Source organism: Rhodococcus sp. G-MC3 (genome assembly GCF_030063335.1).
Taxonomy (GTDB): domain Bacteria; phylum Actinomycetota; class Actinomycetes; order Mycobacteriales; family Mycobacteriaceae; genus Rhodococcoides.
On sequence record NZ_JASISW010000022.1, the window covers coordinates 1 to 19,620 of the forward strand.

Here is a 19,620-nt window from a genome sequence, read left to right on the forward strand (position 1 = left end):
GCGTATTCCGCTCCGTGTGCTTCCAGCAACCGCAGGGCCCTCGCACGGACCTCTGGATCGATTTTCTTGGGCATGTGCTCATCCTTCCTGACTCAGAAGGAAGCGGCATCAAACCTAGGGTGATTCACATCACCGTGAAAAGCGTCCCCGCGGGGACGCTTTTCTGGTTTCCGGAACCTGTCGGTGCTTACCACTAGCCTCTCCTCATAGAACATCAGTTCGAATCGAGGGGCTCGAATGCATGTAGCAGTCGTCAGGAACACGGACCAACCAGCGGAACCGGCGGTCGAAGATATGGAGCGACCGATCGAGGAACTCGAAAGCGAGATCTGCGCACTCTCCGGTCAGATAGCAGCGGCAACGGCGCGGTATCTGTTGCTGCTGGCCGACTTCGACCAACGGCGCGGCTGGGCCGGCTGGCAACTGCACTCCTGCTCTCACTGGTTGTCCTGGAAAGCAGGCGTGTCCCTGCACACTGCGCGTGAGCATGTCCGGGTTGCACGGGCGTTGGTGAGCCTCCCGCTCATCGCGGAGGCATTCGCGCATGGCCGGGTGTCGTATTCCAAGGTCAGAGCGATCACCAGGGTCGCCGATCAGAAGAACGAACAAACCTTGTTGCGTCTGGCACTCGAAGCACCGGCCGCGCACATCGACAGGCTGTGCCGGGGTTTGCTGGCCGCACGGAGACCTACGAAAAACAACGACCTCGACGAAGAAAGATACGGAGGTCGATGGCGCTGGGACGAGGACGACGGATCACTGGTGATCAACGCACGGTTGCGCCCCGAGGACGGAGCCCGGTTCTTGGCTGCGTTGACGCGGGCGGAGTACGAACGGACCCGAACCGATCCCGAACTCGACGTCGACGCCGCTGCGCCTGCACCGCGGAACATCGTGCCCGCGTTGACGGCGATAGCGCAGATGGTGTGCGCTGGGCTGGAGTCTCCAGTGGCCTCACCGGCGGCGGAGGTCATCGTGCACGTAGATCCCGCCACCACGCACGCCCACCTCGACGATGGGCCCGGGCTCGATGCGGAGTCGCTGGCGGAGGTGCTGTGCGATGCGACGATGCGGACCGTCAACCACGGGGCGCTGGGCAAGACGATTTCATGGAGTACCACAGCGCGGACACCGAGCCGGTTGCAACTGCGGGCGTTGTTGATGCGGGACCGATGCTGCGTCGTCCCCGGGTGTGGGCGGGTGCGGTTCCTCAATGCCCATCACGTGCACTATCACTCACGTGGGGGTGAGACGGATCTCGAGAATGTGGTGATGATGTGCAGCGAGCACCACCGGGCCTTGCACGACGGCTACTTCACAATCACCGCACGCGGCGATCAACAGTTCGCGTTCCGTCATTCCGACGGCCGAGAAGTCCTGTATGCGCCTGCCGCGAGCGGCGATTCGGAGGAATTCGACGACCGATACAAGCTGATCGAGAGTGACGCGATAGTCCCGGACTGGCAGGGCGAAGGACTGGACCTCAGTTTCGCCACGGACGTACTTATCCGAAACTGGGAGCGGGCGGCCTAGGCCGAAGCGTGGGCTTCCTGCGCATCATGATGAATCGGCCCGTCCGAGCCCAGCAGCGGCATCCCACTTCCCCCTCGCCGCACGGCAACGAACTCCGCGGCGATGGCGACGGCGGTCTCCTCCGGTGTCCTGGCGCCCAGATCGAGGCCGATAGGTGAACGTAGGCGCGACAGCTCGACATCGGTGAGACCGACCTCGCGCAGTCGTGCCAGTCGGTCGAGATGTGTACGCCGCGAACCCATCGCGCCGACGAAGGCCACCGGCAACCGCAGTGCGACCTCCAGGAGCGGCACATCGAATTTCGCGTCGTGGGTGAGCACACACACGACGGTCCGGGAATCCACCGGCGTCCGGGCCAGGTAGCTGTGCGGCCATTCCACGACTACTTCGTTCGCGTCCGGGAATCGAGACCTCGTGGCAAAGACTGGCCGGGCATCGCACACGGTTACCCGGTAGCCGAGGAATTTTCCCAGCCGGGCGAGGGCACCCGCATAGTCGATTGCACCGAAGATCAACAGGCTTGGTCGTGTCGCATAGGACTGGACGAACACCTCCAGGTCCGGCCGGCAACGCACCGATCGAATCCCCGTGCTTCCGGAATCGAGCATCGCGATCGCCTCGTCCACCACTACCGAATCGACATCCGAGAATCCTGTTGTGCCCGACACACCGCGCGAACCGACCATCAGCACTTTCCCCGAACCGTCGAGAACTCGGACAGTAGCGATCGGTTCACCGGCGACGACCGCGTCGAGCATCACCGAAGGCACAGCGGGCGAGACGAATACCTCGATGATGCCGCCGCACGTCAGCCCAACCGCGAAGGCGTCGTCGTCGCTGTAGCCGAAGCTGGTTCGCACGCACACCCCGCTGGCAAGTACTTCGCGGCACAGCTCGTACACCGCTCCTTCGACGCATCCGCCGGACACGCTGCCTACCACCTCACCGTCGGAGTTGACGGCCATCGCCGCCCCCGGCAGCCTTGGAGCGCTGCCGGAGACGGAGACGACGGTGGCAATCGCGTAGAGCGTCCCGGAGGAGTTCCACCGCGCCAGCCTTGCTGCAATCTCTCTCATCAGGAGATCCCGAGTGCCTCTTCGATCGGGTGAAGAGCGAAGTAGATCAGGAAGATCGCGCTCATCACGTACAGCAACCAATGCGTCTGTCGTATTTTACCTTTCGCCACCCGAACGAGGGTATAGGCGATCACGCCTGCCGCAACACCGACGGTGATCGAATAAGTGAACGGCATCAACACGATCGTCAGGAAAGCCGGAATCGCGATCTCGGTGTTCTCCCAATCGATCTTGCGCACATGGGTCATCATCAGCGCGCCGACGAGCACCAGCGCCGGAGCTGCAGCGCCCACCGGAACCACGCCCGCCAATGGAGTGAAGAAAATCAAGCTGGTGAGCAACCCTCCGGTCACCACGCTGGCAAGACCCGTTCGGGCGCCCTCGGTGACGCCGGCCGCCGATTCCACCACAGCGGTGTTCGCCGAGCCGTTGATGGCGCCGCCCAAGATGGCCCCGAAACCGTCGACGGTCAGAATTCGGCTGAGCCCCGGCATCTTCCCCTGCTTGTCCACCAGACCGGCCTCTTCGCCGACACCGAGGATCGTGCCCATGGCGTCGAAGAACCCCGACAGCACCAGCGTGAACAGCACGACCGAAGCGGTCACCACACCTGCCCTGGCAAAGCCGCCGAATAGATCGACATCGAACAACAAGCCGAATTGCGGTGTCGCGACAATGGAATCGGGCACCTTCGGAACGACTGGGCCCCACGCCTTCGGATCGATATCGATGAACGCATTCAGAACAATCGCCAGGTTGGTCGCAACGAAGATTCCGATCAGCATGGCTCCAGGGACGCGGCGGACGAACAACATGATCATCACCACGAGTCCGACGCAGAACACGAACACCGGCCAACCGGCGAGCTTGCCGAACGTCCCGAGAGTCACTGCCGTTGCTGCGGCGTCGTGGTGTCCGACGAACCCCGCGTCGACGAGGCCGATAAGGGCGATGAACGCTCCGATGCCGACGCCGATGGCTTGTTTCAAAACCAAAGGTATTGCATCCATGATCAGCTGACGGACGCCGGTCAATGCGAAGATCACGATCACGACGCCTTCGAGTACAACCAGCCCCATCGCCTGCGGCCACGTCATGTATGGCGCGGCCTGAAAGACCACGATCGGGGTCACTCCGAGCCCCGCAGCCATAGCAAGCGGTGCATTTCCGATGACACCCATGAGTACCGTGGTGATTCCGGCCGACAGCGCGACCATCGTCGACAGCTGGGCTGGATCGAGCGTGGCTCCGGTGACGTCCTTGGCGTCGCCGATGATGAGCGGGATGAGGACGATCAGGTACGCCATCGCGACGAATGTCGTGACGCCTCCACGTATCTCGCGTGAGATGGTGGATCCGCGTAAGGATATCGAAAAGAATCTGTCGATCTGCGACAGGCGGGGCTTACGTTCGTGTGTGCTGGATTCTTCGAGTTGCGTCATGATGTTGCCCTCCCAGGGCTGTGGGACTAACTGCTGACGATGTGTTCGGGGCGGATCGGTACCCGGGTCAAGGCGAGCCCGGTTGCATCGCGGATCGCGGCCACAACGGCGGGCGTCGACGACAGAGTCGGCGGTTCGCCTGCTCCGCGGAGACCGTACGGCGCCTGTGGATCTGCATTTTCCAGGATGTCGAGCTTCATGGGCGGCATGTCGAGGATGGTGGGGATGAGGTAATCGGTGAACGACGGATTCTTCACGAGCCCGTTCACGACGACGATCTCCTCCATGACGGCGAGGCCGAGTCCTTGGGCCGAGCCGCCGTGGATCTGGCCTTCGAGCGAGAGTCGGTTGAGGATCTTGCCGACGTCCTGCACGGCCGCCATTTCGACGACCTTGACCAGGCCGAGCTCGACGTCGACATCCACGACCGCTCGGTGCACGCACAGCGCGAGCTGGGTGTGGCTGGCGCCTTGGCCGGTGACGGGGTCCATGCCGCTGGTGGGACGGTGATGGAACTCGCGGGTCTGCTCGATCACCCGTTCACCGAGCACGTCCTCGATCGTGGCGAGCACACCGTCGGTGACCGAGACGACCTTGCCGCCGTCCAGGCTGAGGTCCGAGACAGCCCGTCCGACGTACAGTCCGGCCAGAACGAAGATTGCTTCTCGAACGGCCTCGCAGGCAGCCTTGACTGCACCACCGGTCATATAGGACTGCCGCGACGCCGAGGACGATCCGGAGTTGCCGACCTTGGTATCCGCTGGGTGGATGACCACCTTGGTCACACCGAGCTCGGTCCGCGCGATTTGAGCCTCCAGAGTTACCAGTCCCTGCCCCACCTCCGCTGCGGCAGTGTGGACGAGCGCGGTCGCTTCGCCCCCGATCACCTCGAGCCGTACACGCGCGGTCGAATAGTCGTCGTAATTCTCCGAGAAGCAGATGTTCTTGAGGCCGACTCCGTACCCGACCCCACGTACGACGCCCTCGCCGTGCGTGGTCTGCGAGGCCCCTCCCGGAAGATTCCGAATGTCCGACGCATCGACGGGGGCCGGCATCGGCATCGCTTCGGCACGGGCGAGCATCTCCGCGAGTGGCGCGGGGGCTTCGATGACCTGTCCGGTCGCGAGGATGGAACCTTGACTGACAGCATTGATCTGCCGGACCTCTACCGGGCTCAGTCCGCAGGCCTCGGCAAGCTTGTCCATCATCGACTCGTACGCGAAACATGCTTGTACAGCACCGAATCCTCGCATGGCTCCACATGGAGGGTTGTTGGTGTAGACACCGTACGCGTCGATCTCGATGTTCGGGATGACGTACGGTCCGACCCCGAGCGAGGCCGCGTTTCCGACGACATTCAGTGTCGCAGAGGTATACGCGCCGCCGTCGAGAATGATCTCGACGTCCGCGTACAACAGCTTGCCGTCACGGGTCGCGCCGTACTCGTAGTGCATCTGCGCTGGATGCCGGTGGACGTGGCCGAAGAACGACTCGTACCGGTTGTAGACGATCTTGACCGGTTTACCCGTGTGCATCGCCAGCATCGCCGCGTGAATCTGCATGGAGAGGTCCTCGCGGCCACCGAATGCTCCGCCGACTCCTGCCAGAGTCATCCGGATCTTCTCCTTCGGAAGCCCCAGACATGGCCCGATCTGTTCGAGGTCGTTGTGCATCCATTGGGTGGCTACATACAGATCGATGCCGCCGTCCTCGCCGGGAATCGCAAGACCCGACTCGGGACCGAGGAATGCCTGATCCTGTATACCGACCGAGAATTCGCTGCTGACAACAACATCGGCCGCTACTTTCGCGGCCGCCACATCGCCCACCCGCACCGGCTGATGCCGCACCACTCCCCCGCGCTCCTGCACGAACGGATATGTCGGATCCAGCGCAGCACGCCTGGCATCGGTCAGTGGTTCGAGTACCTCGTACTCGACGACGATCTTTTCCATCGCCCGGCGCGCCGTTTCGGGGTGATCTGCGGCGATCAGGGCGATCGGCTCCCCCTCGTGACGGACCTCGTCGAACGCGAGAACGGGCTGATCCCAGGTGTTATCGAGACCGAAGCACTTGCGGCCCGGTACATCCTCGTGTGTCAGGACCGCTTCGACCCCGGGCGTGACGAGAGCCTGCGAGATGTCGACCGAGACGATACGAGCACGTGGGTGCGGACTGCGTAGCGTTGCACCCCAGAGCATTCCGTCGATGAACAGGTCCGAAGAGTACGCGAACTCGCCCTTTACTTTGAGGTTTCCGTCCGGTCGCAGTGGGCTGTCTCCGACTCGTCCTCGGCCAGGGGCCGCGATGTCGGCGGGAGCCTTCAACGGGGTTTGTTTCAACGGGGCTTGTGTCGGCGCGCTCACAGGACATCCTTTGCTAGTTCCATCAGCCGGCGGTGTGCGTCGACACCTTCACGCGCCACTGCGTCCTGCGGGGCACTGACCAACACGTCGTCCTCGACGATGGTTCTTCCGCCGACCATCAGCCGCGCCAGCGGCGGGGTCTGGCCGTAGGCGAACGCAACGATCGGATCGTCCACTGCAGAGTAGAAACCGTCGGTCCTCCACAGCGCAAGGTCTGCGATCTTCCCCACCTCGATGGATCCGATCTCCTCCTGGCGACCGAGCACCGTTGCTCCGCCGAGCGTCCCGATTTCGAGAGCCTGACGAGCCGTCAAGGCAGTCGGTCCGTACTTGGCCCGCTGCATGTACATCGCCTGACGAACTTCCCCTGCCAACGGCACCATCTCGGCCGAAGCACTGCCGTCGACGCCGAGTCCTACCGGTGCACCCGCAGCGAGCAGGTCCGATACCCGCGCAATTCCGGCTCCCAAACGTGCATTCGAGCTCGGGCAGTGCGCGGTGCCGGTTCCGGTCGCCGCCATCTTTGCGATGTCGGAGTCGTGCAGGTGGACCGCGTGCGCGAACCAGACATCGTCACCGAGCCAACCGACCTGCTCCATGTATTCGACAGGTGTGCAGCCCATCTGGGCCAGACAGTGCTCTTCTTCGTCCATCGTTTCGGCGAGATGCGTGTGCAACCGGACCCCCTTGGATCGCGCCAACGTCGCAGATTCGACCAGCAGATCCTTGCTGATGGAGAACGGTGAACACGGCGCGACAGCAATCCGCAGCATCGATCCGAACGAGCTGTCGTGATAGGTGTCGATTGCATCGGCGGTGGCCGTGAGGATGTCGTCGAGACTTTCGACCACCTCGTCCGGCGGCAGCCCACCGTCGGAAACACCGCGGTCCATCGAGCCTCGGCACGGCTGAAAACGGACGCCGATGCGACGAGCGGCATCTATCTCGGCGGCAAACAGATCTCCCCGATCCTTGGGGAAGATGTAGTGGTGGTCGGTCGTGGTGGTACAACCCGACTTCGCCAGCCATCCCAACCCTGCCGCCGCAGCGCCGCCCACGACCTCGGCGTCCATTTTCGACCAGGGCTTGTACAAAGCGACGAGCCACTCGAACAACGTGTTGTCCTTCGCCAGTCCCTGCGATGCCCACTGGTAGAGGTGGTGGTGGGTGTTCACCAGACCGGGAGTCAGGAGTCCACCCTTGGCGTCGATCGTTTCGGCGCCCTCGAATGCGGGCGCGGGCCCCGATCCCAGTGCGGTGATCATCCCGTCCTCGATCACCACATACCCACCGGGAATCTCGTGACCGACGATCGGGGCTACATACGCATTGTGAATGATGGTCACAGTCATCGGGATTCGGCCTTTCGGGTTGCAGCGAGTCGTACCGCATCGAGTATTTTTTCGTATCCCGTGCAGCGGCACAGGTTTCCCGCGAGCGATTCACGGATCTCTGCATCGGACGGGTCCGGTACACGTTCGATCAGGTCATGTGCCTGCACGACGAGACCAGGGGTGCAGAATCCGCACTGAACAGCGCCACACTCGACGAACGCTTCCTGCATCGGGTCGAGGCGATCACCGTCGGCGAGCCCTTCCACCGTGCGAACTTGACGGCCCTCCACCTGCCCGGCCGCCACCAGGCACGCGCAGGCCGGTAGACCGTCGAGATAGACCGTGCACGAACCACATTCGCCCTGTTCGCATGCATTCTTCGAGCCGGGAAGACCCATGCGCTCCCGGAGCAGATACAGCAGGCTCTCACCCTCCCAGACGTCGTCGGCTTCCAGATCCTTACCGTTGACCGTGCACTTGACGCGCATCAGGCTGCCTTTCCTTTGTTGTCGAGGTCTGCACATGCCCATCCGAGAGTTCGTCTCGCCATGACCGAAAGCGCGTGCCTGCGGTAGTTCGCAGTGCCGCGAACATCGTCGATGGGGCTCGCCGCTTCCGAAACCAATGCGCCGAATCGTTCGGCCACTCGGTGATCGAGTACACCGGACCAGTCGAGTTCTGCGGCAAGGAATTCCTCGGCAGCATAGGCCCGCCTCGGCGTCGGCGCAGCGGATCCCAAGCCGGTACCCACCCGCCGCTCACCGGGAAAGAGAGCGATCGAGAAGGAGCAGACTGCAATGACCATCGCGTTTCGTGTACCGATCTTCGAAAAATACTGGGGTCCGGCGGCGGGTCGGACGTGGAAGGCGCGGATCAGCTCGTCCGACTCGCACGAGTTTCGCTTGACGCCCACGTAGAACTCGGCGGCCGGGATCATCCGAGTACCACGCGAAGCCGACTCGACCTCGACAACCGCTCCCGCGGCCAGCAGCGGCGCGTGCAGATCACCGGCAGGCGACGCACCTCCAAGGTTGCCACCGACGGTTCCTCTGTTGCGAATCTGCGGCGAACCGACGGTCCGAGATGCCTGCGCGATTCCCGGGAGTCGATCACCGAGCTCGGCGATGATCCGTACATAGGGAACGCCTGCGCCGACGCGGAGAGTGCCGTCGGGTAGTTCGTGCCAGGTGTTCAGTTCCTCGATGGGGTTCAGATCGAGCAGCGCACCAGGTCGATGCACATCGAAATTCAACTCCACCATGACGTCGGTGCCGCCTTGAATGGGGACTGCGTCGACGTCTTCGGCTTTGGCCGCCAGTGCATCGGCCCAGGTCTGTGGCCTCAAGAATTCCATGCTCCCAGTACAGCTGCGAGAGAGCTACCGAACGAGGGACAGGAACAACGAACTATGACGGCGATCACAGTGTAGGTTCTGGATGTTCCTACAAATAGTGAGGTCGATACGTCGTGAGACTGCACGATTTGCTCGGATTATCCGATCTGAAGCTGCAGCAGATAGTGGCCCCGGAGCATTTCGATCCGGTGATCCGGTGGGTGGTGACCACCGACATGCTCGACCCGAGCCGCTATCTGACCGGCGGAGAACTCGTTCTCACCGGAATGATGTGGCGGACGCAGCCTGCCGATTCTTTCGCCTTCGTCTCCTCGGTCGCCAAAGCAGGGGTGGCAGCCTTGGCCGCCTCGGAGGGCGGTCTCGTCCCCGAGGACCTGATCGATGCGTGCCGTGAACACGGACTTCCATTGTTTCGGGTCTCGGCGGACATCGCGTTCGCGACCATCACCGAGAGCGTTGTGCGACGGCTGTCCACAGCCAGGACTTCCGATCTCAAGGCCGTGTTGGACCGCCACCAACGCCTCGTCGCCACGACCGGCCCCGGCGGCATGGGTCCTCTTCTCGAATTGGTCGGCAGCGAACTCGGAATGGAGTGCTGGGTGCTGACGGCCTCGGGGCGCGTGGTGGCCGGACAGGGTGATCTTGCCGATCCGGTGTACCTTGCTCGCGAATTCCTTACGGCCAGGCGGCTTCCCCACTATGTGGAGAAGTTCGGCATTTCCCTGCTACCGGTCGACAACGACTCGACAGCGAGGGTCGTCGACTGGTTCCTTGCCGTTCGAAGCGATTGGCAAACCTGGCATTCGGAGCGTTTAGCACTTGCCGAGCAGTTGTCGTCGATCGTCGCGGCCGAACGCGTGCGATCCGACGACCGACTGAGCGGAACCGGAATTCTCGCGCAGGAACTTGTTCGCGCGGTGTGCGAGGGAGCAAGTGCGTCGGACATCGCGCAGCAGCTGCACATAGTCGGACTTCCGCACCGATCTCGCTATATTGCCATCGCCGCAGCCGTGTCCGAAACTCTTCTCCGGCTCGGCGAGGTGCGGCAGTTGGTCCGCGAAATTTCGGCCGATCCGTCTGCGGCAGTGGGGATCATCGACGGTGAAGTGGTTGCGATCGTGCCCGCCGAGACAGACTTGACCCCGTCCATCGAGGCAACGGTGGACATCCTCGCTGCTGGGCTCGTCGGCACGGGACTGTCCGTCGGAGTCAGTAGCCTCGTGGCTGCACGAGACATCCGCAGCGCTGTCGAGGAAGCCCGGCATGCCCGTCAGCTCGCCGCGCGTCGCAACGACGACCGCTATGTGGTCGGTCATGACGAACTCGCTACGCTGGTACTGCTTCTGGCGGGAGTTCCCGACGATGTACGGCACATGTTTCGCTCTCGCCTGCTCACTCCGCTCTCAGGTTACGACGCTGTCCACAAGAGCGATCTGATCGCGACGTTGTCGGCGTTTCTGGACACCAACGGATCGTGGACCAAATGCGCGGAGTTGATGCACCTGCACGTCAACTCGGTCCGCTACCGCATCCAACGTGTCGAAGAATTGACCGGACGTGATCTTTCTCGACTGGAGGACCGGGTCGAGTTCTACCTCGCGCTTCGGCTCACGTGAGACGAAGTCGCCTGCGACTTCCCATCTGATACCGATCAGTGTCAAGATCGCTTGGTGAGCACTTCCGAGACCGGCACCGCCCCGGGTCGCCCGTACCGCGGCTCCTCCCCGGAAGAACGTCGTGAGCTGCGGCGCGAACAGCTTCTCGATGCCGCGGTCGAGATATTCGGGACAAGCGGCTTCCGATCGGCATCGATCGACCGCATCTGTTCGACTGCCGGATTGACCAAGCGGTACTTCTACGAGTCGTTCGAGAGCAGCGAAGATCTACTGACAACGGTGTATCGGCGAGCCACGACCACCATGCTCAGCGGTATCCACGCACCCTCGGCGGAAAGCTCGATGACTGCCGAGGAAGTGCTGCAGGCTGCGTTGTCGAACTTCTTCGAGGCAATCGCCGACGATCCCCGTTCCGCTCGCATCGTACTGCTCGAAGTTCTCGGTGTATCGACGGAGGTCGATGCGTTGTACCGGCAAACAACGTCACTGTTCGTCGACGCGGTGCTGGCAGTTGCCGACTCTGTCGGTACGGCAAGAGGCCTCGCCGGGCCCAACCGTCGAACATTGGCGGTGGGGCTGGTCGGTGCAGTCCTCATGATGACCCAGCAATGGTTGCTCGCCCCCGATTCCGAACCGCTGGACGGCGTCATCGCCGGGGCACACACCATCCTCGGCGCGGTCGCATTCGGCCGTCTCGACTGACCGAGGCCGCTCGGCGCCTACTGCGGCTGGTAGAGCTGCTGTTCATACGAGGCGCCGTAGTACTGCTCCAGCTCGGTGATGGTTTCCGGCGAATTCGGCATCACGGCCTTGGTGATGGCCGCAACGGTGGGCATCACGGCGGGATCCCACGTCTGCGGCTCCCACAGGCGCGATCGCATGAATGCCTTGGCGCAGTGGAAGAAAACCTGTTCGACGTCGATCACGAGGCACAGAATCGGCCTGTGCCCCTTGACTTTCATACCGTCGAAGAACGGCGCGTCCTTGATCAGTCGGGCGGCGCCGTTGACGCGGAGAGTGTCTCCTCGACCCGGAATGAAGAAGTTGATCCCGACGAAAGGATTGAGCAGGACATTTCGATACCCGTCCATTCGCTTGTTGCCGGGACGTTCAGCGATGGCAATGGTCTTCTCATCCAGCACATGGACCAGTTGGCCTGCAGGATCACCCTTGGGAGATACATCGCATCGGCCCGAGTCGTCGGATGTGCCGATGAGGCAGAACGGGGATTTGGACAGCCATTGCACGTCGAGCGGATGTAGTGCGATCCGATCCTTGTTCGCGGCGCGATCACTCGGTGTCCCGAACATCGCGGTCAGTTCCTCTGCGTCGCGAATCTCGTCCCATGCCATGAAAGGGACACTAACAAGCATCGAAGCATGATGTCACGGCAGTTTCTGGAACGGTGTCAAGTCTCAGGGGGCGGGTGTCCGGCAGTGAAGTCGCGGACCCTGCCGTATGCGAGTTTCGGCAAGAAGTCGCGGCGCAAGAGCCCGAAGTTCTGCTCGGAATCGGCCACGTTTGTTCCAGAATCCCGGGTGCTGTAGACGAAAGCGGGACCGATCCAAGAGTTTCCGAGCACAGCGTCCATGATGATTCCGACCGTGTCCGACTGTCCCTGTTCGGATACTGCATTCGGCGCGGTTCCGGTAGGGGCGCCGAACTCGGTGAGCCAGATTTGTTTCGCGGTGTCGCCGCCCGCAACCATGACGTCGCGCATCGGCCACAGTTTCATCGCGGTGTTCCACGACGCTGTACTCGGATCGTTGGGGAGTGCTGGATACGTGTAGGGATGAAGGTTGAAGTCGTCGAAGTAGGCGTTGGCACCAAGTTGATACATCTGCTGTAGGTACGTCGTCGGATCGATGTTGATGCCGTTGTTCGTTGCGGGCGCCAAACCGCCGGACAGCACAGTCGAATTCGGTTGCAGGGCCTTGATCTTCTGATACGCGGCTCGAAGCATGAGCGAGTATGCCGTGACGTCCGGCTGAGGCTTGAAAAATCCGACGATGTTCGGCTCGTTCCACACCTCCCACAGATTCATGTGGGCGAGGTAGCGTTGTACCACCGTGCCGACGAACGCTGCATAGATTGCCGGATCGGCAGGTCGGGAATGCGAATCCCCCACCGCCGCCGCCACCCTCGCCCACTGAGGTGTGTAGCCGATGATGCCGAGCGGACACATCCCGTGCGATACGATTGCGTTGAGCACTCTGTCCGTGTTGGTCCAGTTGAAGCGGCCGCGGACAGCCTCGATGTTCGACCAGTCGATATCGACGCGAACACCGAACATCCCTGCGTTCCTCGCGAGGGTGAGTTCGCGATCGAGATCCGCGTCCGAGAGCCCGCCGAGAGTCGCACCGGGGGATCCACCGATGAGAGGCGCAGAGGACATATCGGAACACCGCCCGTCGGCAGGGACGGGCGCCGCCGACACGGACGGCGCCATCGACGTGAGGGAAACGATAGAAACAGCCAGAGCGATCAGCGTCAGCCGCACGCTCAGCGGTGCGCGCCGAAACATCGACAGAATATAACAGCATTCGCACCGCTCGAAACCATTCGATCGACATATAGTGCTTTCCGAACGTGACAGGCATGCGCCACCCGAATGAATCAGTTGGTACGCGACAACTGCATTACCATCGGAAAAATGACTGATGTTGTTCCCGGTTTCGACGACCGACTCAACGAGATTCTCGCGCAGCAAGCCGAAAAGGCCGGAGAGTCTCCCGAGGCGTACGTCAGGCGCGCAGTCGTGAAGAGGCTCGTGCTGGAGTTGACCGAAGACGATGGATCCGAACTGGGTCGATTGTTGAGGCATCTCGAGGACGTCCGAATCGAGACACCATCAGAGACGGAGCAACCCGAACGTGCGCTGAACGACCCAGCACGGCTCGAGGCTGTCGCGAAGACTGGGCTCATGGATTCACCCCGCGAGGATAGCTACGATCTTCTGGTCAGGATGGTGGCAGACTCGCTGATGGTTCCGAATGCCGCAGTCTCGCTCATCGATCAGACTCGTCAGTTCTTCAAGAGCGCCGTCGGCTTGCCACCGGAGCTGGAGGAGGCGCGTGAGGTCGATGTCCATCAGACCATGTGCCAGTACGTGGTCGACGATGGGCGACCACTGATCGTCGAAGATGCCCGGCTCAATGAAACCCTGAAGAACCACCCCGCAGTACTCGGCGGGCTTGCGATTTCATATATGGGAGTTCCACTGAAGGACGATGAGGGTCTCACCGTCGGGACATTGTGTGTCTGGGACCAACAGCCACGAGCGTGGACAATCGGCCACCAACAAATCCTTCAGGACCTTGCGTGGATTGTTCGCGAACGAATATTCGGCTGAAGATATCGAAACAATATTCGGCACCCGAATTTCCGCGCAGAAACAGCAAACCGGTTGTTTTTCGTAACGCGATCGATAAAACAAATGACTACCCGGGATTACGGACTGGGCTAGCCTTTACCCATGCTTGGAACGCGAACTAGGTCCCAAACGAAAGTCTGACGAGTGTCCAAAACTCTCGAGTCCCCCGCCACAGCGGAAGCACTCCGCGATGCGCACGTCAGGCCCCGTGGTTTGACCGACCGCATGCGGGTCGATCCGCTGCACACAGTAATCACCGTCGCCGTCGATGTCCTGGCGGCAACCATCGCCGTCGCCGAAGCCGTACTGTGGCGCACCGGCAGCTTGACCGAACTCGGCTCGTTGCCATGGCTTTTCATCCCCATCGTCATCGCCATCCTCGGTGCGGGTGGACTGTACCGAAGAAGCCTTAGCAGAAACTTCCTCGACGAGATCGGACCGGTGGAGACAGCCGTCGCGTTCGCTACGCTCGCGATGTTGAGCATCATGCTCGTGGTCGAGACCGAATATCGGCCCGGAGCGTTGATGGTCCGCATGTGGATCACTGCAGCGGTGGCGATCGCGGTCGGACGCTTGATACGGGCAGCAATTCAGCGCCGAATGCGAATCAAGTATCGCTCGGCCGCGCCGACACTTATCGTGGGCGGCGGACCCATCGCGCACCAACTGGTGACCAGAATGCGCGAATTTCCCGAGTACGGCCTGACCCCGATCGGCATGGTCGACGTCCTGCCGGTCACGCCGGTCGACCCGGCTGCACCCGACTACATCGATGTGCCCTACCTCGGGACCCCGAACGACTTCGACCTGATCGCTCGCACGACCGGTGCCGAGGAAGTCATCATTGCGTTCGCCGCCGTCGAAACCGAACAACTTGTCGCAGCGACGCGAAGTGCACATCAACTCGGCATGCGAGTGTGGATGGTGCCGCGCCTCTTCGACACAATCGGCCTCAAGACGCGCATCGAGCATTTGGGCGGCCTGCCTTTGATGGTGTTGCCTCACGTCGATCCCAAAGGCTGGCAATTCTTCCTGAAGGGTGCCACGGACCGTGTCCTGACCAGCATCGGCCTGTTGCTCATTTCCCCGATCTTTCTACTCCTGATGCTCCTGGTTCGTCTGAGTTCGCCCGGCCCGATCTTCTTCGCACAGGAGCGGATCGGCCGCGACGGTATACCGTTCGACTGCTTGAAGTTTCGGTCGATGCGGCCACCGCGGGCGTCCGACGCAGAGTTTGTTCGCATCGAGGGTGCGGCACCCGGCGGTGTCGAAGGCGTTGATCGGCGCACCAAGATCGGCAAGATCATGCGCCAGACCTCTCTCGACGAGCTTCCTCAGCTGCTCAACGTCATTCGGGGCGACATGAGCTTGGTCGGACCACGACCAGAGCGCCCCGTGTATGTGGACCTGTTCGCCATGCAGATCCGCCGGTACGGCGAGAGGCACCGAGTGAAGGCAGGGGTCACCGGCTGGGCTCAGGTACACGGACTGCGGGGGCAGACCTCCATCGCGGACCGGGCAGAATGGGACAACTACTACATCGAGAACTGGTCCATCTGGCTCGACGTCAAAATTCTGTTTCTGACCGTTCTCGCGGTACTCAAGCGCGCCGAGGACTGACCGATGCACTGCGCCCCGGGTAGTTCGTGATCGCGATCATCGCAATCGCCTGTGCGGTAGTTCTGGTGGCTGCGGTCGCGTACGTGATTGCAGCAGCCATCTTTCGAAGGCCGCAGCGCGGACTGCTGTTACTCGCCGCCTTCGTACCCCTCAACGGTCTGCTGTTCCTCCTGCCCCTTCCCGGTTTCGTCTCGGGATGGAAGGAGGGACTGGTTCTGTTCACCCTCGGTTGTGCGTGGATCCGCCGGACCCGCTCCCCTACGTCGCCGCCGGTTCTGATGCCATGGTGGCCTGCGGCCGCGCTCTTCGTGGTATTCGGAAGCGTCTCCGCTCTCGCAACGTTCGGTGTCGTCGGTATCTTCGCCATCAAGGTGACGTACTTCTACATCCTGCTCGTGGTGATCATGTGGCTGGCGCCCCTCGATGCACAGGATCGCGACAACGTGGTGTCCATCCTCATGGGCATGGGCGCGTTCACCTCCTTCGTCGGGATACTGCAATTGACAGCGGGTCCTGCGGCGCTGGTATCGCTCGGTTACGAGTACGGCACCCAAGTGCGCACCTCGGGCGGACTTCTACGGACGTTCAGTACGTTCAATCTTCCGTTCCCGTTCGGCCTGTATGTGATGCTCTCCCTGCTTGTGGGCGGCGCAGTGGCCCTTGCGGATCCACAGCGGCGCCGCAACATGTTGTTTCTCGTTACCTCACCGGTGATGGTGGTCGCGATGGCCAGCTCCATCGTGCGAGGCGCGATCCTCGGCCTCGTGGTGGGAGTGATCTACCTGATCGCCATCAGGTTTCGCTTCCTTGCCGCCCCGCTGGGCATCGCCGCAGCGTCCATCGCCGTCATTGTCCCGTTCGTGCCGAAGATCACGGCGGTCTTCTTCTCCTCGAGCAGCCTCGGTCAGCGCGGCGACGGCTGGAACAACATCATCGCGAGCATCCTCGTGCACCCGCTCGGCACCGGCCTGGGTTCCAGTGGTTCTGCCGCCGACCGGATCTCGACAGCGTCGGGTACGGCCTTCCAGAAAGACGGACTGTCGACAAATTATCAGCCCGACAACTACTTCGTGAAAGCCACTCTCGAACTGGGTCCGATCGGATTGTGGGCGGTAGTGGCACTGCTGATCGCGACGATGATGTGGTGCACCCGGCTCTCGCGATCACTTCCGGGGAACGACGGCGCACTCGCCCTCGGCGTCGGCGCCTCGATCGTCGCTGCGATGTTCGCCAGCCTCGTCTCGACCTATTTCGAGATCTTCCCGATCGACGTCTATTTCTGGTTACTGTTAGGGGTGGTGGGATGCGCAGCAGCGCAACACGGTTCATCTACGGGGCGCTCGCGCTCCGGCCAGGGGGTAGCGGTGTACAGACCTATATCCGCGAGCTACTGAACGAGCTGCCAGCGCAACTGCTCGGAGCCGATCTTGCCGCTGTGGTGCAGAAGGATGCCGCAGACGAGTTACCACCCGACGTTCGGCCGATCACTCGACCGGTGGCAGGCGGCGCGATCCGTGCGGTCCTCGGTGCACTCCCTGTCGGTTCGTGCGACGTTGTTCATGGGCTCGATGTGGACCTTCCTCTGATCACCCGCGCATTCACGATCGCCACCGTCCACGACCTTTCGGTGATCGACATGCCGTCCGCATCCAGCAAGTTCCGCGCGCTCGGGGAACAGCGCCTGATCCGACACACGTTGCGCCGCGCAGATCTGTTGATCGCCGTCTCACAGTTCACCGCAGATCGGATCAAGGCGGTGAGCGGCCGCGATGCGGCCATTGCCGAACTCGCCCCCGGCGCGTGGGCGCGGCCACCGAGCGAATCTGCAGTCGAGGCGGTGCGGGCCAAATATTCTCTGCCCGAGAAATTCGTCCTGCAGGTCGGGACCGTCGAGCCTCGAAAGAATGTGCAGCTCGTCGCTGATGCGGCTGACAGGCTGGGCATTCCGTCGGTATTGGCGGGCGCGGGGTCCACCGGCCCGAATGCACCCACCTCTTCGATCGGGCTGGGATACATCGATGTGGAGGATTTGCCAGGTCTGTACGCCGCGGCGACCGTCACGGCGTACGCCTCTCGGTACGAGGGCTACGGCCTGCCTCCCGTCGAGGCAATGGCGTGCGGCGGCGCCGTCGTCGCGAGCGCAGTCGGTGCACTTCCCGATGTGGTGGGAGACGGTGCAGTCCTGCTCAAATCCACACGCGTCGAGAACTGGGCGGATGCACTGCGTCCCCTCGTCTTCGATCCCGAGGCTCGCGACGCCCTGACGGAAAATGCACTGAAAGTGGCCGATGGACTGACGTGGCGCCGTACCGCCGAACTCACCGCCCGGGCATACCGCGACGCGGGAGTGGGCGGATGACGGAGAGTTCGGTTCCCGACGGGATGGAAACTCCACCGGACTACCGGGCAATAGCAGCCGATCCCAAGGCCGCTGCACGTGCAACCGCCGCGGTGCTGGCCAGCCGTGTCGTGGTGGCAGCCCTCGGCTGGATTGGCAGCGTCATCGTCGCGCGGTCACTCAGTCCTGATGGTTGGGGCCAGTTCAGTTTTGTTTTCGCGCTCCTCGGACTGATGTCGGTAGTGACGGACCTCGGTGTCGGAAGAGTGGTTCTCGCCCGGCTCATGGACAACGACCCCGAGGAAATCGGTCGGACTGCATCCTCGTTCCTTGCGCTTCGCACCGCGCTCGGTCTCGGCGGCTACGCTCTGGCGCTCGGATACGTTGCAGTTCTCGGCTATCCGAGCGAGGTGATCGCCGCGACTGCGGCCGGCGGGCTCGTGGTCGTGTTCGCGACCCCGAGTCACGCACTGTCCGTTCTCTACCAGAGCAGGCACCGGTTGTTGCTTGTCGCAATCGCCGAAAGCCTCGGCCAGCTGCTCCAACTCGGGCTCACCGTAGTGGCAGCAGTGTTTGCTCCCACTCTGCTCATCTTCGTCTTGCCGGCAGTGGCCAACGAAGTCTACAAACTGGCGACCAAGGGGTTCGGCATTCGAAGCCGGTCGCTTGGCCTGAGACCGTCTCGCCACATCGAATTCAGACGATGGGGTCCCTATCTGAAGGAAGCGGTTCCTCTCGCCATCGGGTTCGCCCTCACGGTGGCGATGCTGAAGATCGACGTACTGATGCTCAGTCTTCTCGATTCCTTCGATGCTGTCGGTCTGTATTCCATCGGCTACAAGTTCTCGGACATGATGGATACTTTCGCGCTCGCTGCGGTGGCTCCGGTGAGCACTTTGTTGATCGCATCGTGGCCACACGACCTGGAGACGTTCAAGTCCAGATCACGCTCGGCAGCTGCACTTTTCGCGGTGTTCGGGGCTATGGCGGTCGCTGCGTTCTGGCCTTCGGCCGAACCACTGATCAGGCTGCTGTACGGAGACCGATTCGTTGAAGGCGCGAATGCGGCAAGGTTGCTTGTTCTCGGCGCAGCTCTGATGTCGCTCGTGCTTCTCGGGATCTTCATGCTCGCATCCGCAGGGCTGCAACGACACTATCCGGTGGTGGCACTGGTCGGCCTTGCCTTGAACATCGGACTCAACCTGGTCCTCATCCCCCGCATGTCATACAACGGTGCCGCGATCTCGACCGTGGCCACAATCGGCACGACCGTCATTCTGTTGTGGATCGTCATTGCCCGCAGCATGCCGATGTCCGGCTTGCTGCCGACGCGGTCCATTCTTGTGCTCGCAGTGATCACTGCGGTGTTCACCGGCGCGGGATATGCTGCTGTTCAAACATTTTCCGCTTTATGGTTTCCGATCTCGGTACTCGCCGCCACCCTTGTCGGCGGCTCGGTGTTCGCATTGGTGGCCATCGGCGTCGTCGAATCGCCTCTGCCGCGCGGAAAGCCTCTGCCACGCGGAGAGAGGGACGAGTCATGACGATCCCGCTGGGTACGGTGGCTT

16 protein-coding genes are annotated in these 19,620 nt (G+C 62.2%); 8 read left to right on the plus strand and 8 right to left on the minus strand.

The genetic code is table 11. The features are described from left to right. Window positions 1–294 precede the first annotated feature (294 nt). Entirely contained in the window at window positions 295–1,533 is a 1,239-nt protein-coding gene (locus tag QMK17_RS20875) for an HNH endonuclease (protein ID WP_283511215.1), read from the plus strand. On the opposite strand, the gene QMK17_RS20880 is transcribed toward QMK17_RS20875, so the two are convergent. The 6 genes from QMK17_RS20880 to QMK17_RS20905 are packed head-to-tail and all read right to left on the minus strand — an operon-like array spanning window position 1,530 to window position 9,105. Then, window positions 1,530–2,609 carry an XdhC family protein gene (locus QMK17_RS20880; protein ID WP_283511216.1) on the minus strand — a complete coding sequence of 360 codons (1,080 nt, stop codon included), beginning with the start codon at window positions 2,607–2,609 and terminating at the stop codon, window positions 1,530–1,532. The genes QMK17_RS20875 and QMK17_RS20880 overlap by 4 nt on opposite strands. Beyond that, the gene (locus QMK17_RS20885) at window positions 2,609–4,051 is read right to left on the minus strand and encodes an NCS2 family permease (protein WP_283511217.1); all 1,443 of its coding nucleotides are present in this window, start codon (window positions 4,049–4,051) and stop codon (window positions 2,609–2,611) included. The genes QMK17_RS20880 and QMK17_RS20885 overlap by 1 nt, the downstream gene beginning before the upstream one ends. Before the next feature lie 26 nt (window positions 4,052–4,077). Beyond that, window positions 4,078–6,417 (minus strand): molybdopterin cofactor-binding domain-containing protein, encoded by a 2,340-nt coding sequence (locus QMK17_RS20890; protein WP_283511218.1) that lies wholly within the window; start codon window positions 6,415–6,417, stop codon window positions 4,078–4,080. Next, window positions 6,414–7,769 carry an 8-oxoguanine deaminase gene (locus QMK17_RS20895; RefSeq protein WP_283511219.1) on the minus strand — a complete coding sequence of 452 codons (1,356 nt, stop codon included), beginning with the start codon at window positions 7,767–7,769 and terminating at the stop codon, window positions 6,414–6,416. Before QMK17_RS20895 ends, QMK17_RS20890 begins: the two co-directional genes overlap by 4 nt. After that, on the minus strand, window positions 7,766–8,239 hold the full coding sequence (locus QMK17_RS20900; RefSeq protein WP_283511220.1) for a (2Fe-2S)-binding protein: 474 nt from the start codon (window positions 8,237–8,239) through the stop codon (window positions 7,766–7,768). The genes QMK17_RS20895 and QMK17_RS20900 overlap by 4 nt, the downstream gene beginning before the upstream one ends. Then, window positions 8,239–9,105 carry an FAD binding domain-containing protein gene (locus QMK17_RS20905; RefSeq protein WP_283511221.1) on the minus strand — a complete coding sequence of 289 codons (867 nt, stop codon included), beginning with the start codon at window positions 9,103–9,105 and terminating at the stop codon, window positions 8,239–8,241. The genes QMK17_RS20900 and QMK17_RS20905 overlap by 1 nt, the downstream gene beginning before the upstream one ends. Window positions 9,106–9,218: 113 nt before the next feature. Here QMK17_RS20905 and QMK17_RS20910 point away from each other — a divergent pair, with 113 nt between their 5' ends. Together QMK17_RS20910 and QMK17_RS20915 are read left to right on the plus strand one after the other, a co-directional pair. Beyond that, window positions 9,219–10,721 (plus strand): PucR family transcriptional regulator, encoded by a 1,503-nt coding sequence (locus QMK17_RS20910; protein ID WP_283511222.1) that lies wholly within the window; start codon window positions 9,219–9,221, stop codon window positions 10,719–10,721. A 54-nt stretch (window positions 10,722–10,775) separates the two neighbouring features. Then, entirely contained in the window at window positions 10,776–11,423 is a 648-nt protein-coding gene (locus QMK17_RS20915; RefSeq protein WP_283511223.1) for a TetR/AcrR family transcriptional regulator, read from the plus strand. A 17-nt stretch (window positions 11,424–11,440) separates the two neighbouring features. Here QMK17_RS20915 and QMK17_RS20920 read toward each other — a convergent pair whose 3' ends face one another. Both QMK17_RS20920 and QMK17_RS20925 read right to left on the minus strand, forming a co-directional pair. After that, the gene (locus tag QMK17_RS20920; protein WP_283511224.1) at window positions 11,441–12,073 is read right to left on the minus strand and encodes an MSMEG_1061 family FMN-dependent PPOX-type flavoprotein; all 633 of its coding nucleotides are present in this window, start codon (window positions 12,071–12,073) and stop codon (window positions 11,441–11,443) included. Window positions 12,074–12,129: 56 nt separating this feature from the next. Continuing rightward, window positions 12,130–13,245, minus strand: a complete 1,116-nt coding sequence (locus tag QMK17_RS20925) for a beta-xylosidase (RefSeq protein WP_283511225.1) — start codon at window positions 13,243–13,245, stop codon at window positions 12,130–12,132. Between the two features lie 129 nt (window positions 13,246–13,374). Between QMK17_RS20925 and QMK17_RS20930 the strand changes: the two genes are divergently transcribed. From QMK17_RS20930 to QMK17_RS20950, 5 genes are all read left to right on the plus strand, one after another. Then, window positions 13,375–14,073, plus strand: a complete 699-nt coding sequence (locus tag QMK17_RS20930; protein ID WP_283511226.1) for a GAF domain-containing protein — start codon at window positions 13,375–13,377, stop codon at window positions 14,071–14,073. A gap of 165 nt (window positions 14,074–14,238) precedes the next feature. Further along, on the plus strand, window positions 14,239–15,714 hold the full coding sequence (locus tag QMK17_RS20935; protein ID WP_283511227.1) for a sugar transferase: 1,476 nt from the start codon (window positions 14,239–14,241) through the stop codon (window positions 15,712–15,714). Window positions 15,715–15,740: 26 nt separating this feature from the next. Then, window positions 15,741–17,108, plus strand: a complete 1,368-nt coding sequence (locus QMK17_RS20940; protein WP_283511228.1) for an O-antigen ligase family protein — start codon at window positions 15,741–15,743, stop codon at window positions 17,106–17,108. Next, the gene (locus QMK17_RS20945; RefSeq protein WP_283511229.1) at window positions 17,018–18,073 is read left to right on the plus strand and encodes a glycosyltransferase family 4 protein; all 1,056 of its coding nucleotides are present in this window, start codon (window positions 17,018–17,020) and stop codon (window positions 18,071–18,073) included. Before QMK17_RS20940 ends, QMK17_RS20945 begins: the two co-directional genes overlap by 91 nt. Beyond that, a complete protein-coding gene (locus QMK17_RS20950; protein ID WP_283511230.1) occupies window positions 18,070–19,596 on the plus strand; it encodes a flippase in 1,527 nt (508 codons plus the stop codon). The genes QMK17_RS20945 and QMK17_RS20950 overlap by 4 nt, the downstream gene beginning before the upstream one ends. Window positions 19,597–19,620 lie beyond the last annotated feature (24 nt).

Bases quoted from the DNA above. Each gene is read 5' to 3' on its own strand.
- QMK17_RS20875 (WP_283511215.1), top strand. From the start codon at position 295: ATGGAGCGACCGATCGAGGAACTCGAAAGCGAGATCTGCGCACTCTCC.
- QMK17_RS20930 (WP_283511226.1), top strand. From the start codon at position 13,375: ATGACTGATGTTGTTCCCGGTTTCGACGACCGACTCAACGAGATTCTC.
- QMK17_RS20885 (WP_283511217.1), bottom strand. From the start codon at position 4,051: ATGACGCAACTCGAAGAATCCAGCACACACGAACGTAAGCCCCGCCTG.
- QMK17_RS20905 (WP_283511221.1), bottom strand. From the start codon at position 9,105: ATGGAATTCTTGAGGCCACAGACCTGGGCCGATGCACTGGCGGCCAAA.
- QMK17_RS20895 (WP_283511219.1), bottom strand. From the start codon at position 7,769: ATGACTGTGACCATCATTCACAATGCGTATGTAGCCCCGATCGTCGGT.
- QMK17_RS20920 (WP_283511224.1), bottom strand. From the start codon at position 12,073: ATGGCATGGGACGAGATTCGCGACGCAGAGGAACTGACCGCGATGTTC.
- QMK17_RS20880 (WP_283511216.1), bottom strand. From the start codon at position 2,609: ATGAGAGAGATTGCAGCAAGGCTGGCGCGGTGGAACTCCTCCGGGACG.
- QMK17_RS20945 (WP_283511229.1), top strand. From the start codon at position 17,018: ATGCGCAGCAGCGCAACACGGTTCATCTACGGGGCGCTCGCGCTCCGG.
- QMK17_RS20900 (WP_283511220.1), bottom strand. From the start codon at position 8,239: ATGCGCGTCAAGTGCACGGTCAACGGTAAGGATCTGGAAGCCGACGAC.
- QMK17_RS20950 (WP_283511230.1), top strand. From the start codon at position 18,070: ATGACGGAGAGTTCGGTTCCCGACGGGATGGAAACTCCACCGGACTAC.
- QMK17_RS20925 (WP_283511225.1), bottom strand. From the start codon at position 13,245: ATGTTTCGGCGCGCACCGCTGAGCGTGCGGCTGACGCTGATCGCTCTG.